This window comes from Labrenzia sp. ATLA3, from assembly GCF_057180185.1.
Genome location: NZ_JBXUKV010000004.1, coordinates 98,063 through 112,686 on the forward strand (window position 1 = coordinate 98,063; position 14,624 = coordinate 112,686).

General features: G+C 59.5%; 12 protein-coding genes. 7 read left to right on the forward strand and 5 right to left on the reverse strand.

The window, feature by feature from the left end; all coding sequences use genetic code 11:
* The first annotated feature begins 76 nt into the window (after positions 1-76).
* A complete protein-coding gene (locus AC2A6O_RS11875; protein WP_498927230.1) occupies positions 77-2,356 on the forward strand; it encodes a bifunctional diguanylate cyclase/phosphodiesterase in 2,280 nt (759 codons plus the stop codon).
* Positions 2,357-2,434: 78 nt separating this feature from the next.
* On the opposite strand, the gene AC2A6O_RS11880 is transcribed toward AC2A6O_RS11875, so the two are convergent.
* Complete coding sequence (locus AC2A6O_RS11880; RefSeq protein WP_498927232.1) at positions 2,435-3,391, reverse strand: ArgK/MeaB family GTPase; 957 nt, start codon at positions 3,389-3,391, stop codon at positions 2,435-2,437.
* Between the two features lie 40 nt (positions 3,392-3,431).
* Entirely contained in the window at positions 3,432-6,104 is a 2,673-nt protein-coding gene (ppdK, locus tag AC2A6O_RS11885; RefSeq protein WP_148586509.1) for a pyruvate, phosphate dikinase, read from the reverse strand.
* A 325-nt stretch (positions 6,105-6,429) separates the two neighbouring features.
* Between ppdK and AC2A6O_RS11890 the strand changes: the two genes are divergently transcribed.
* Positions 6,430-8,217, forward strand: coding sequence for a tetratricopeptide repeat protein (locus tag AC2A6O_RS11890; protein WP_148586508.1), 1,788 nt, complete (start codon positions 6,430-6,432; stop codon positions 8,215-8,217).
* 12 nt (positions 8,218-8,229) lie between these two features.
* Positions 8,230-9,111, forward strand: a complete 882-nt coding sequence (locus tag AC2A6O_RS11895) for a 4-(cytidine 5'-diphospho)-2-C-methyl-D-erythritol kinase (RefSeq protein ID WP_498927234.1) — start codon at positions 8,230-8,232, stop codon at positions 9,109-9,111.
* A gap of 98 nt (positions 9,112-9,209) precedes the next feature.
* Here the strand turns inward: AC2A6O_RS11895 and AC2A6O_RS11900 are convergent, their stop codons facing one another.
* Entirely contained in the window at positions 9,210-10,226 is a 1,017-nt protein-coding gene (locus AC2A6O_RS11900; protein WP_498927236.1) for a polyprenyl synthetase family protein, read from the reverse strand.
* A gap of 174 nt (positions 10,227-10,400) precedes the next feature.
* On the opposite strand from AC2A6O_RS11900, the gene AC2A6O_RS11905 reads away from it, so the two are divergent.
* Positions 10,401-10,637, forward strand: a complete 237-nt coding sequence (locus tag AC2A6O_RS11905) for a putative signal transducing protein (RefSeq protein WP_148586505.1) — start codon at positions 10,401-10,403, stop codon at positions 10,635-10,637.
* Position 10,638: 1 nt separating this feature from the next.
* On the forward strand, positions 10,639-11,448 hold the full coding sequence (locus tag AC2A6O_RS11910; protein WP_498927238.1) for a tRNA1(Val) (adenine(37)-N6)-methyltransferase: 810 nt from the start codon (positions 10,639-10,641) through the stop codon (positions 11,446-11,448).
* Positions 11,449-11,461: 13 nt separating this feature from the next.
* On the opposite strand, the gene AC2A6O_RS11915 is transcribed toward AC2A6O_RS11910, so the two are convergent.
* Positions 11,462-11,734 carry an usg protein gene (locus AC2A6O_RS11915; RefSeq protein ID WP_148586503.1) on the reverse strand — a complete coding sequence of 91 codons (273 nt, stop codon included), beginning with the start codon at positions 11,732-11,734 and terminating at the stop codon, positions 11,462-11,464.
* Between the two features lie 147 nt (positions 11,735-11,881).
* Positions 11,882-12,229 (reverse strand): c-type cytochrome, encoded by a 348-nt coding sequence (locus AC2A6O_RS11920; RefSeq protein ID WP_148586502.1) that lies wholly within the window; start codon positions 12,227-12,229, stop codon positions 11,882-11,884.
* A gap of 163 nt (positions 12,230-12,392) precedes the next feature.
* Here AC2A6O_RS11920 and AC2A6O_RS11925 point away from each other — a divergent pair, with 163 nt between their 5' ends.
* Positions 12,393-13,325, forward strand: a complete 933-nt coding sequence (locus tag AC2A6O_RS11925; protein ID WP_148586501.1) for an AAA family ATPase — start codon at positions 12,393-12,395, stop codon at positions 13,323-13,325.
* Between the two features lie 50 nt (positions 13,326-13,375).
* Positions 13,376-14,590: a vWA domain-containing protein gene (locus tag AC2A6O_RS11930; protein WP_498927241.1), complete on the forward strand. Its 1,215-nt coding sequence runs from the start codon at positions 13,376-13,378 to the stop codon at positions 14,588-14,590.
* Positions 14,591-14,624: the final 34 nt, after the last annotated feature.

Sequence of the window (14,624 nt, forward strand, 5' to 3'; positions counted from 1 at the left end):
CTTAATTTACTTAGAAGTTTGGGGCATTCCTTAACCCGCACCGACAATACTCGGCCCAAAGAAACCGGGCTCGTGTATGAACAATTCGACTAAAAATTCCGGCGGCCAGATAGCAAACGCGATCATCATTCCGATGGTTGTCATCGTCATGATATCCGTTTTCGGTATCTTTGGCCTGCTGCACTGGTCTGCCCGCCTGTCGGACGAAACTGCCGTCGAATCTCAGAACAAGCTGATTGCGGGTGCGCTGCAGCTCACCCAGAACTACATGGTGAAGCAGCAGAACGGAGTCGTGATCTGGGACGAAGCCTATCGTAGGGTCAACCAGGCCGATCTGGACGAAGGCTGGATCTACAACAATCTGATGCACTGGTTGTTCCAGAACCACGGATTTACAAAGTCGATCCTGATCAATCGTGATTTTGACGTGCAGTACATCTATGCGCAGAACCACACAAGCAAGTGGATGACGCCAGAGCTGCTCGACGAGCTGAAACCTGCAATCGCCAAGGTACGTGCCCGCTACATCATCTCCTTCCGCCGCACACCGTCCGGCCTTTACAGCTTTGTGCCGCAAAGCAGCGATGCTCGCCGGTCGATCGCGGAAACAGGCGTCGTTTCCCTGGCTGACGAACCTTATCTGTTCAGCGCGGCAGCCGTCATGCCGCAGATCCAGTCGATTTCACGGGTGCGGTTTCCACCGACAGTGCTGGTTAGCCTGGTGCCCTTGCGTGGTGAAAAGCTGAAAGAAATCTCCGACATGTCGCGCCTGAACGGCTTTGTACTTGCCCCCACCGACACCGAGCGTGACGGTGTCGGCCGTTTTCAGCTGAAGTCGCCGCATGGGCAGGTTGTCGGCCTGATCGCGTGGCAAACCTCTGAGCCTGGCAGCCAGATGATGTACCGCATCAATCCGTTCCTGTGGCTGGCAGCTTTCATGATTGCCACCGTGGTCTTCGCAGTGGCCATCTTCACCTACCAGATGACCAGGCGGCTGGCGCAAAGTGAAGCCAGGGCGGTGCACGCCGCTCGCCACGATGCCCTGTCCGGCCTGCCGAACCGCGCCCGTTTCCATACGCTGCTGACGGACACACTGGAAGAAAGCGCGGCCAACGGAACAAATACCGCCGTAGTCTACATCGACCTCGATCATTTCAAGGACATCAACGACACCCTCGGTCATTCCGCAGGTGACAAGGTGATCACTGCCGTTGCCCAGCGGCTGCAGCACGTCATTCCCGAAACCGGGATCGTTGCGCGCATCAGCGGCGATGAATTTGCGATGGTCATCAAGAACTGCGAAGACGATGTCTGGCTGGAATATATTCTCGATCAGGTTCAGGACGAAATCAGCCGCCCGATCATGATCGGCAGCCGTGAACTTCATGCGAGCCTTTCCATGGGTGCGGCCGTGGCCCCGCGAGACGGCGACGATCCGGACGAACTGCTGCGCAAGGCCGATATCGCGCTTTACGATGCCAAGGAGAACGGCCGAAGCCGCCGATCCTTCTTCGAACCGAACATGGAGCATCACGTCCAGTCCAAGGACCGGCTGTCACGTGAATTGCGCCTGGCGCTGAAGAACGACGAACTGGACCTTGCCTATCAGCCGCAATCCGATACCTCGGCCAAACGGATCGTCAGTGTGGAAGCTCTGGCACGCTGGACCAAGAAAGACGGCACCGTTATTTCACCGGCCCAGTTCATTCCCGTCGCCGAGGAAACAGGCCTGATCAACGATCTGGGCATCTGGGTGCTCAACAAGGCTTGCGCCAAGGCGCATGAATGGCCCGGCATCACCGTGTCGGTCAACGTTTCGCCGAACCAGTTCAAGCACCCGCGGTTTGTCGAGAAGGTCATGGCAATTCTGGCTGCCAACAACCTGCCGCCGCAGCGCCTCGAAATCGAGGTGACGGAAAGCGTCTTTGCGGGCCGGAACGATTCGGTGCTGAAAGCCCTGCGAAGACTGAAGAACCTGGGCGTGAAGGTCGCTCTCGATGATTTCGGCTCAGGCTATTCCAGCCTCAGCTATCTGCGCCGGTTCCCGTTCGATACGCTGAAGATCGACCGGGACTTCGTTTCCGACATGAACGGAAACGCGGAGGCCGAGGCAATCCTGGTATCGATCATCCAGCTCGGCAAGGCGCTCGGCATGACCATCGTGGCGGAAGGCATCGAGACCCAAGAACAGATCCGGTTCCTGCAGGCGCACAATTGCCACCGGATGCAGGGCTTCTATATCTCCCGCCCGTTGTCGGACGAAGCTCTGACGCAGTTTCTGGCCGACTTCCACAACATCAGCGCCCCCGGCTTCGGCACTGATCTGAGCTTGCAGGCGCGCGCAGCAGAAGCCTGATGCCGGTTCAGACGGGCAAGCGGCTTATGCGTCAGTCCTGTAAATTCTTCTGGGGAATCAGAGCTTCATTCCCTGGGATCAAACACCCAGCAGTGGCCGGAGCTTGGCGGCAAAGCCATGAAAGCTCGCAAAGGGGGCCGTCTCGGCCGACGTCAGCCAGTCCTGCCCCGAACCGGCGGCCAGCTTCAGTCCCGCATGGCCAAATTCCGTGCGCACCATATCCTTGAACCAGGCGACATGCTGAGCCTTCCGCTGCCTCTGCAAGGTATTGTCTGACGCGATATGGGCATGATGGCGCTGCCAATGCCCGACCAGTTCGTCAATGCCGCTGAGGGTCTGCGCGGAGACTTCGCACACCGGTACCGTCCATCCACCCGTGCCACCTGTGTCGCTGAGCGACAAGGCACCGGCAACGTCAGAGGCGGCCCGGCGCGCAAGCGCTCCCATATCGGCCTTGGTAACAGCCACGATGTCCGGCAACTCCATGATGCCAGCTTTCATGAACTGAAGACTGTCGCCGGATCCTGGCTGAATACACAGCACAACCGTGTCGACTGCCTGCTTCAGATCGCCTTCGGACTGGCCGATACCAACGGTTTCAACGATCACGCAATCGCAGACACACCTGAGAACGGCAATCGCGGCAACCGCATGATCGGACAGACCGCCGAGACGATCCCGCGCAGCCATGGAGCGCACGAAAACACCATCATCGGAAGGGTCGGTCTTCAACCGGGTGCGGTCGCCCAGAAGCGCGCCACCGGTCACCGTGGAAGACGGGTCGATGGCCAGCACCGCCACGCTTTGCCCCGCTGCCCGGCAGGCCTTGATGAGGGCATCCGTCAGACTGGATTTCCCCACCCCGGGAGGACCGGTGAGGCCAAGCACCTTCGCGGTGGGCTCTCCGGCGGCCCGATCCAGAAAAGCTGCGGTTTCCGCGTCTTCCGAATGGCTTTCCAACCGGCTGAGCACACGTGAGAGCTGCCTCTTGCCACCCGCACGCAAGGCGTCCAGCTTGGGGTAGGCATCACTCACACCGCACTCCCTGTCGACTCAACGGGCCTTCCCCGCCCATTCAGCTTCCGGACTTGAACTTCAAGGCAGCCTGCGCAGCCGCCAGCCGCGCAATCGGCACGCGGAACGGTGAACAGGAGACATAGTCCAGGCCAACGCTTTCGCAAAAGGAGATGGACGCCGGATCGCCGCCATGCTCGCCGCAAATGCCGAGCTTGATATCGGGACGCGTGGACCGGCCACGCTCGACACCGATCTTGATGAGTTCGCCCACGCCTTCCTGATCGAGCGAGACGAACGGATCCTGCTCCAGAAGACCGCGCGTCTGATAGGTTCCGAGGAACGAAGCCGCATCGTCACGCGAGATACCGAAAGTGGTCTGCGTCAGGTCGTTGGTACCGAAGGAGAAGAACTCGGCAGACTCGGCGATTTCCGCCGCCTTCAGCGCGGCACGCGGCAATTCCACCATGGTGCCGACCTGATAGGTCAGTTCCGCACCGGTTTCACTCATCACCGCCTTGGCCATGGCCTCGATGCTCTTGCGCACGAGGTCCAGTTCCCCCTTGAGGCCAACCAGCGGAACCATGATTTCCGGGACCACCGGCGCGCCGGTCTTCTTCGCAGCTTCGACGGCCGCCTCGAAGATGGCCCGTGCCTGCATTTCGGCAATTTCCGGATAGGATACCAACAGGCGGCAGCCGCGATGGCCGAGCATGGGGTTGAATTCCTCCAGCGCCAGCGCGCGGTCGCGCAGCAGATCCGGATCAGCGCCCATGGCTTTCGCGACGTCCGCCAGTTCCTCTTCCGATTTCGGCAGGAATTCATGCAGCGGCGGATCCAGCAGACGGATGGTCACCGGCAGGCCATGCATGATCTCGAAGAGATCGGTAAAATCCTGCCGCTGCATGGGCAGCAGTTTGGCAAGCGCGGTGCGACGACCGGCTTCCGTGTCTGCCAGAATCATTTCACGGACGGCGACGATGCGCTCGCCCTCGAAGAACATATGTTCGGTACGGCAAAGGCCAATGCCCTCGGCGCCGAATTCCCGGGCCACCTTTGCATCCTGCGGTGTTTCCGCGTTGGTGCGCACGCGCATGCGACGCCCCTTGTCGGCCCAGCCCATCAGCGTCCCGAAATCGCCCGAAAGGGTCGGCTGCAGCATCTCGACTTCGCCAACAAGAACCTGGCCCGTGGCACCATCGATGGTGATGATATCGCCTTCCTTCAGCTGACGGCCCGCAGCGTTGATCACGCCGTTGCGGTAGTCGATGCGCAGCATCCCTGCCCCGGCGACGCAAGGCTTGCCCATGCCGCGGGCAACAACGGCCGCGTGGCTGGTCATGCCGCCGCGGCTGGTCAAAATGCCTTCGGCCGCATGCATGCCGTGGATATCCTCGGGGCTGGTCTCAACCCGCACCAGGATCACCTTCCGGCCTTCCGACTTGGCATTTTCCGCGTCATCAGAGGAAAAGACGATGGCGCCCGATGCAGCACCGGGCGATGCCGGCAGACCTGTCGTGATGATATCGCGCTTTGCTTTCGGGTCGATGGTTGGGTGCAGAAGCTGATCGAGCGCTGCCGGTTCGACGCGGCCAATCGCCTCTTCCTCGCCCAGCAGCCCTTCCGCCACCATGTCGACCGCGATCTTCAGCGCTGCCTTGGCGGTGCGCTTGCCCGACCGGGTCTGCAGCATCCACAGCTTGCCCTTTTCAATGGTGAACTCCAGGTCCTGCATGTCCCGGTAATGGGCTTCCAGTTTGGCGCAGTATGTCTGGAACTCGGCGAAGGCCTCCGGCATCAAGGCTTCCAGCGACGGGCTGGAAGACCCTGCCTCGATACGGGCCTTCTCGGTGATATCCTGCGGCGTGCGGATACCGGCAACCACGTCCTCGCCCTGAGCGTTGACCAGGAACTCGCCATAAAGGGCGTTTTCGCCGGTGGACGGATTACGCGTGAAGGCAACGCCGGTGGCAGAGCTCTCGCCCATGTTGCCGAATACCATGGCCTGAACGTTGACGGCCGTGCCCCAGGACGACGGCAGATCATGCAGGCGGCGGTAAGTCACGGCGCGCGGCACCATCCAGGAACTGAAAACGGCGCCAATGGCGCCCCAGAGCTGCTCCTGCGGATCCTGCGGGAACGGTTTTTCCAGTTCCTCTTCCACCAGCGCCTTGAATTTCTCGATAATGCCAAGCCAGGCATCCGCATCGATTTCCGTATCGAGCGTCAACTCGTTGCGTTCCTTGTACTCTTCCAGAATTTCTTCGAACTCGTGGTGATCGAGCCCCAGAACCACGTCGGAATACATCTGGATGAAACGGCGGTAGCTGTCGTAGGCGAAACGCCGGTCGCCCGCTTCGCGCGCGATGGCCTCTACAGTCTGGTCGTTAAGGCCAAGGTTGAGGACGGTGTCCATCATGCCGGGCATGGAAACGCGTGCTCCGGAGCGTACGGAAACCAGCAGAGGCCGCTCCGGATCGCCAAACTTGCGGCTTGTCGCCTCGCCAACCTTTTCCAGCGCTTCGACAACCTGGGCCTTCAATGCATCCGGATAGGATTTTTCGTGCTCATAATACCAGGTGCAGACTTCAGTGGTGATGGTGAACCCGGGTGGCACCGGTAGACCCAGGCTGCTCATTTCAGCAAGGTTCGCGCCCTTCCCGCCAAGAAGATTACGCATGTCCGCCGCACCTTCTGCGGCTCCATTGCCGAAACTGTAGACCCACTTGGTCATCTGACACTCTCCTCGCCTGGTTCAGTCTGCCGGTTATCTCACGCAGCCAACTTGCATTATCACAATGCAGCGATCGGAACGCATGCGCCCGACATTTTTTGCACTGCACATTCCTGCTACGGCATCTGTCCGTCTTCAAGCCCTTTTTTCCACGAAAGCGATCGTGTTTGCTCGTAACTCTCAGCATTTCCGACGTAGGGCAAAATCAAATGGATTTAAACCCGCAGAAAGTTATACCGGTTGCCTTGCCGGTCAGCCTTAAAGACGCCATTGTCAAAGGCAATAAGCAGTAAACCCATCAAGTTCAGGGATAGAAGTGCGAACAATGATTACAAATGCGATCGGCGCCGTTTCAACCAGGGCTCGCAATCCGCTCCGTCAGAAACTGCTTGCGCTGGTCAGTGTGCTCGCCCTTCTTCCTGCGACGGCTCTAGCGGAAACAAGCACCGAGGTAGAACCCCTCGGCACGCCGTCCGATCTGCCGTTCACCCTGTCCGGCAGCTATCTGTCGGGACGGCTTGCAGGCTTTCAGAAAGATTATGCACAGGCTGCGGCATTTTACGAAGAAACTCTCGCGGCCGACCCCGACAACACCATGCTGCTGGAGCGCACCTTTCTGCTGAAGCTGGCCAACGGCGACGTTGAACAGGCTGTTGTCTATTCCAAGGAACTGGAAAGCGCCGGACTGCAGAATTTCCTTGCCCAGCTGACACTCGGCGCGCAGGAAATGCTGGACGGCCGCTACGAAAAAGCCAACGAAGAACTGGAACGCGGCCGCAACGGCCCGCTCGCGCAGCTTTCCATCGGGATCTCCCGTGCCTGGGCTCTTTACGGAAGCGGCAAGGTCGATGAAGCCGTCGCCATGATCGACGGCCTGGAAGGGCCGGACTGGTTCGAGGTGTTCAAGTCGACCCACAAGGCACATCTGCTGTTTGCCGCGGGTCGCAACAAGGAAGCGTTGGAAGCCGCCGAAAGCGCCTATGCCATCGACCAGGGCGCGCTGCGCGTTGTCGACGCCTATACGCGTCTTCTGGCAGCGAACGGTCGCCAGAAAGAAGCACTTGATGTGCTTGATCAATATGATGCGCAGTTCCGCGGGCACCCCAAGCTCGACCAGACCCGCAAAGCCATCACCAGCGGCCAAATCATTCCGCCGATGGTCACCGACCCGGCAGCTGGCATGGCGGAAATCCTTTATGGCCTCGGTGCGGTGATCGGCCGCGACGGCGGTGAAGAACTGTCCACGTCTTATCTTCAGCTCGCACTGTATCTGGATCCGAAGGCAGAATTCGCAGCCATTGCCCTCGGCAGTGTGTTCGAGCGGATGGGCCAGCCTGATCGGGCAATCGAAGCCCTGATGAAGGTGCCGGAAGACAGCGTGCTCAAGCGTGAAGCCGAAATCCAGGTCGGCATGAACTACAACGCTCTGGAGATGCTGGACGAAGCCCGCAGCCATCTGGAAAAGCTGATCAAACAGGATCCGTCGGATCTTGAAGCCGTGATTGCGCTTGGCAACATCCTGCGCGCGCACGAGATCTACGACGAAGCTGAGGTGACCTACTCCAAGGGTCTCGACACCATTCCCGAACTGGAACGCCAGCACTGGCTGCTGCTCTATTTCCGCGGCATTGCCCGCGAAAGACTTGATAAATGGGAGCTGGCGGAGGCCGATTTCCGCAAGGCGCTCGAACTCAACGAGAATCAGCCGCTGGTGCTGAACTATCTCGGCTATTCCCTGGTCGATCAGGGCCTGAAGCTGGACGAAGCCCTTGGCATGATCCAGAAGGCAGTCGAACTGCGGCCGACAGACGGCTACATCGTCGACAGCCTTGGCTGGGTTTATTTCCGGCTTGGACGGTATGAAGAAGCGGTGAAGGAACTGGAGCGGGCGATCGACCTGCGTCCAGCCGATCCGGTTATCAACGATCACCTGGGCGATGCCTACTGGATGGTTGGCCGCCGCAACGAGGCGCGCTTCCAGTGGAATCACGCCCGGGACCTGGGACCGGACGCGGAAGAACTGCCAAAGATCCTCAAAAAGATCGCAGACGGCCTGCAGGAGGTTCCGGGCACGGATGCCGCCAAAGCCGAAACCGACAAGAACGGCGGCTAACCGGACAAAACCATGGCCCTCGCCACAAAGTCTTCCTCACGGGTAGAACTGGCCCGGGCCAAGGTCAATTTGGCACTGCATATCACGGGCCAGCAACCAGACGGCTATCACCTGCTGGATTCCCTCGTGGTCTTCCCTCAGATCGGCGACAGGCTTGCGATCGAAACCGCAGGGGAACTCGAGTTGCGCCTCGAAGGCCCGTTCGCACGGGACCTGACCGGCGGGGCCGAAGACAACCTTATCCTGAAGGCGGTGCGAAGCTTTGCCGGCAAGGCCGGCATTGATGTTCCCCAGGTCCGTCTGACACTGACCAAACGCCTCCCGGTTGCCTCCGGCATCGGCGGCGGCTCCACCGATGCTGCAACAACCTTGCGGCTTCTGGAAGACTTTACCGAAACCTACCTTGCCGATGACGAAATGCACGCCCTGGCGCTGACACTCGGTGCGGATGTTCCGGTTTGCCTGTTTCCGGAGCCCCAGATCATGCGCGGCATTGGCGGCGATCTCAGCCCCGGCCCTGACCTGCCGGCGTGCGGTATCGTCCTTGTGAACCCGCGGGTCGGAGTGTCGACACCGGACGTCTTCAAGGCCATGGAGCGCCGCGACAACGCCCCCATGGATCTCATGCCGGAAAAGTTCGAGACGCTCGCCTCGCTGGTCGCCTATCTGGAGACCTGCCGCAATGACCTTCAGGATGCGGCCAGGAGCCTGTGTCCGGAAATCGGTCAGGTGCTTTCCGAGCTGGAGGCCGAAACCCGCATCGATCTCGCCAGGATGTCAGGCTCCGGTGCGACCTGCTTCGGTCTGTGTGACCTGAAGGCTTCCATGGAGATCGAACGCACGTTGCGCGCCGCCCATCCGGACTGGTGGATCGCCTCCGGGCCGCTTTCGTGACAACAACCCGGATCCACCCGTTAAACGCCATGAAAAAAGCCGCCAATTCGAAAAATGGTGGCTTTCTAATTTCTTCAGGAAACAAAGGCTTGGAAGCGTCAGCTCACACGGGAGATGCAGAAGGCAACTGCATCGCCAAGCGCGTCGCTGTGCGGCCCCGATGGCAGCGTATCCAAAGCCGCGAGGGCTTTGTTGCCATAGTCCTTTGCCCGTTCGATCGTTTCGGACAGAGCATCGTACTTGTTCAATAGCTCAATGGCCCGTTCCAGATCGCCGTCCTGAATTTCCTCGCCTTCCAGGCAACGTCTCCAGAAATCGCGATCGGCATCAGTGCCCCGGGCAATGGCCAGCACGACGGGCAGGGTAATCTTGCCTTCGCGGAAATCGTCACCGACATCCTTGCCGAGGTCTGCCGCGGACCCGCCGTAATCAAGCGCATCATCGACGAGCTGGAATGCGTAGCCGAGCTCCATGCCGTAGGTTCTCGCAGCGCGCTTCATTTCGGCCGACTGCCCGGCAATCACAGGACCGACTTCAGCTGCAGCTGCAAACAGGGCAGCTGTCTTCGCCTCGATCACCCGCAGATAATCTGCTTCGGTGGTGGTGATATTCTTGGCAGCGCCAAGCTGCAAGACTTCACCCTCCGCAATGACTGCCGACGCCGTTGACAGAATGCGCAGCGCTTCCAGCGAGCCGACATCCACCATCATCTTGAAGGCCTGGCCAAGCAGATAGTCACCCACAAGCACACTGGCCTGGTTGCCCCAGAGCTTGCGCGCGGCAAGCTTGCCCCGGCGCATATCGCTCTCGTCGACAACATCGTCATGCAACAGCGTGGCGGTGTGCATGAATTCCACACTGGCGGCCAGTGTGACATGGCCATCGCCCTGGTAGCCGAACATGTCCGCACAGGCGAGCGTCAGCATCGGCCGAAGCCTCTTGCCGCCGGAGGAGATCAGGTGCTTGGCGATTTCGGGGATCAATTCAACATTCGACCCTGCCTTCGACAGGATCAGTTCGTTGACCTCGCCCATGCCGCCGGACACCAGATCAACGAGCGACTGAATGCTCGGACGGCGCGGCTGATCGTTTGTATAAGTTGCAACAACGGCCACTAATGGCACTCCCTGAATATTTGTGCGGACAATATGGTGCGAACGCGTTCGGGGCAAGCCGCCAATCCATTGACAAACTGTTGAAATGTCGCAATCAGCTGGTTTTGCTGTAAACCGTTCGGGCAGGACCCTTGGTTCACCCGCTGGACATCGACCGCTAACGCCGGGAATCTTATGGAAGAACTTGTCAGAACAAACGATCCCGTACTGATTTCCTTTCTGGAATCGATTCTCGAAGAAGCAGGCATCAAGCATTTTGTCGCAGACGGCAACATGAGCATTCTCGAAGGTTCCTTGAGCATGATCCCGCGCCGCATTCTGGTGGATTCAGACCAGATCCAGGTGGCACGCAAGCTGGTCCGCGACGCTGGCCTGGAACATGAGCTGCGCCCGGAAAATGGCCAGGCCTGACATGACCTCACCAATGGACAGTCCCGAAAGCCCCTCACAGGAAACGACCCATGACGCCTTTCTCGGTGGCAAGGTCTATGTGCATCAGCCCAAGCGTGGACGTCACCGGGCCGGGCTCGACGCGGTCTACCTGGCAGCAGCCCTGCCCGATGGCACCAGGGGACATGTCGTTGATCTTGGCGCAGGTGTCGGCACAGCAGGATTTTGTGCCGCCGCGCGCTTGCCGGAAATAAAGGTTACTTTGGTCGATATCGACGAGACCGTGCTTTCCCTTGCCCGCCGCGGGCTGGAAGACCCGGCCAACGGTGCCTTTTCCAACCGGCTTTCCCTGCTTGAGGCCGACATTACGGCCAAGGGAAGCGTGCGCCATGCTGCCGGTCTCACACCCGCAATGGCCGACCATGCCATCATGAACCCGCCTTACTACGAGGCGGACCGCTTCCGGGCCTCCCCCAACTCGGCGCGCGCAGGCGCGCATATGCTGGACGACCGGGGACTGGAGCCCTGGGCAAAAACCGCGACGGATATTGTCAAGGAAGGTGGCAGCCTGACCGTGATCTTCCGGGCAGACGGGCTGCAGGAACTGTTGAGCGTGCTCAAGGGCCGGTTCGGCGCGATTGAAGTTATTCCGCTGCGCCCGAGGCCGGAAGCGGCGGCAACACGTGTTCTGCTGCGCGCCATCCGCGCGAGCAAGGCCCCATTGCGGTTGATGCCGGGGTTCGTATTGCATGAGGGGGACGGATCCGATTTCACCCCTCAGTCAAAAGCCGTCATGCGTGATGGCGAAGGACTCGGTCTCAGCGCGCGCTGATCCCTTCCCTCACTCAGTGCACCACGATCTCTCCATCCGCGTAGCGGAAATCGACTGGCGAGATCAGGGTCTGATGCGCAACGCGCACCGAGTGAATGCGGCCTTCTATTTCCCGTTCCCAGAACGACAGAAACCGGGTCAGTTCAGGAAATTTGGGCGCCAGATCTTCCGTTTGCCACAAGAAACTCTGCAGCAACTTGGGATGATCCGGGAGGCGGTAGAGGATTTCCGCCGTCATCAGTCCATAGCCGAGAAGGCGCTTTTCAAAGTCAGAGCTGGTGTTCATGCCAATCCTTTCTTTCATGCAAAGAAAGATTGTCACGGATATCAGGTTAACCAAACCCGACTTTTGGATATTTGCTGTTTAAAAACAGAACTTTAGCAGCACTCTCATGAGCCTGCTAACAACAGGCTCACCACACCGCAATGCCTATCATTTCGTCTGGATGGAGGTCAGATACCCCAGAAAGGCATCAATGTCATCCGGCTCGAAAGCAATTTCCGGCATCCCCTCATGCGCGGTGACGATACCTTCCGCCAGAGGCTCTTCAAGACTTTCCAGCGGATAGCGGCTGGAAAGGTCACGAAAGGCAGGCGCGCCGGTCTGCGCACTTTGATCGTCCTTGCCAACCGCGTGGCACATTGCGCAATGGATCTCCGCCAGTTCCAGGCCGGTTGCCACGCTCACCGGATCGGTTGGATAACCTCCGTCGGACGCCAGAACCGGCGATGTTGCGAACAGGACAATGACCACACCAAAAAACGGCTTGCAACGCGACACTCTTCTTCCCTCCCTTGAATCAGTTTCGCTTTTATAGAAGGTTCGGAAACAGAAACCCATTAGGGGGAACACGTTGGCCGAGAAAAATTCGACCTCGGAACCAATGTTCCTGACGCCTGTCTCTCTATATAAGCGGGGTAGCCACCCGTTCACCGGAGGAAACATGAACCAGTTGCCGGCTTCCATTGACGACACTCTCGCCCTGATGGATCAGGCGGGCTACGTGGCCGACCGGTCGCTTGCCACCGTTCTGCATCTGGCCCTCAAGATGAAACGCCCGCTGTTTCTGGAAGGGGAAGCCGGTGTCGGCAAGACGGAGATAGCAAAGGTCCTGTCGACAACGCTCGGCCGCGACCTGATCCGCCTGCAATGCTACGAAGGCCTTGATGTCTCCTCCGCCGTCTACGAATGGAACTATCCTGCGCAGATGGTGGAAATCCGCGTTTCGGAAGCTGCGGGCGACACCGAACATTCCGAGCTTTCCAAGTCGATCTTCGATGAGCGCTTCCTGATCAAGCGTCCCGTCCTGCAGGCGCTGGAGCCCTCCCTGTCCGGTGCACCGGTGTTTCTGATCGATGAACTCGACCGGGCGGATGAAGCCTTCGAAGCCTTCCTTCTGGAAGTTCTGTCGGATAACCAGGTGACCATCCCCGAACTCGGCACTGTGAAGGCTGCCGAACCGCCCATCGTGATCATCACGACCAACCGCACGCGGGAAATCCACGACGCCCTGAAGCGGCGCTGCCTCTACCACTGGGTCGACTATCCCGATGCCGAGCGCGAGTTGGAGATTGTCCGCCGCAAGGTTCCCGGTGCCGCCCAGCGCCTTGCCAGCGAAGTGGTGGCCTTCGTGCAGAAACTGCGCGCCGATGAGGATCTCTTCAAGCAGCCAGGTGTCGCCGAAACACTGGACTGGGCGACAGCCCTTTCAGAACTCAACGAAATGGCGCTCGATCCGGACATGGCATCCGACACGCTGGGTGTTCTGCTCAAATACCAGGACGACATTGAACGAGTCCGCGGCTCGAAAGTGCGCCAGATGATCGACGACATCCGCAAGGACGCCCCCCACCAGCAATCCATGCCGGCGGTTTAAACCGGTGACGCACGTGCAAGGGTTCCATCGCGTTCATCCGGGAGGCTGCTTTGCCAACCTCGCCTGAACTGCGCTCACGGATCACGGATAACATCGTCTATTTCGCTCGAACGCTGCGCAAGGCTGGCGTTCCGGTGGGCCCTGCCTCCGTGGTTGATGCGGTTGCGGCTGTGGAAGTGTCCGGCATTGAAAGCCGGGAAGATCTCTATTGGACACTGCATTCTGTCTTTGTCCGCAAGCACGAACAGAAAGTCCTGTTCGACGAGGCTTTCCGGATCTACTGGCAAAGCCGCGGTCTGATCGAAAAGATGCTGGCGATCCTGTCTCCAGTCGCCCCGCCCAGGGGAGCTCCTGAAAAACCCAAGGCCGGGCAGACACGCGTTTCACAGGCGTTTCAGGCCGCACAGGAACGGGTTGCCGAGGAAACCGTTCCGCAGATCGAAGTCGATGCAAAGTTCACGGTTTCCGGAAAGGAAATGCTGCAGTCCAAGGACTTTGCGCAGATGACCTCGGATGAAATCACCGAGGCCAAGCTGGCGCTTCGGGCCATGACAATGCCGATGGACAAGATCAGGCTCCGCCGCCTGAAACCTGCCGCAAGAGGCAAGGTCGATCCGCGCCGTACCTTGCGCGCGTCCATGCGGGCGGGGGGCGACATCATCGATCTGAAATTCCGCAAGCCGGCGGAAAAGCGCCCACCGCTTGTTGCCCTTTGCGATATTTCCGGTTCGATGAGCCAATACTCCCGGCTGTTACTGCATTTTCTCCACGGCCTGACGGTGGAACGGCGTGACGTTCACACATTCCTGTTTGGCACGCGCCTGACGAATGTCACGAGACAATTGCGCATGAAGGATCCTGACGAAGCCCTGGAAGCCTGCTCGTCAGGCGTGGAAGACTGGTCGGGCGGTACACGCATCGCCTCCGCTCTGCACGACTTCAACCGGCACTGGTCGCGCCGCGTTCTGGCCGGTCAACCGACCGTGCTTCTGATAACCGATGGACTGGAACGCGATACGGACGAAGACCTTGAACGGGAAATCGACCGCCTGCACCGCTCCTGCCGCCGCCTCGTCTGGCTCAACCCGCTGCTCCGTTTCGAAGGCTTCGAGGCCAAGGCAAAGGGTATCCGTGCCATGCTGCCGAATGTGGATGAATTCAGAGCGGTTCATTCGCTTGACGCAGTTGCAGACCTTGTCGCGGCGCTGTCAGGTTCAGGCGGCCGCGACAGCAGCGCCAACCCGAAGCGCTGGCTGAAAACGTGACAGTGCAATGTGCGTTGGAACCATCAAAAGGTCT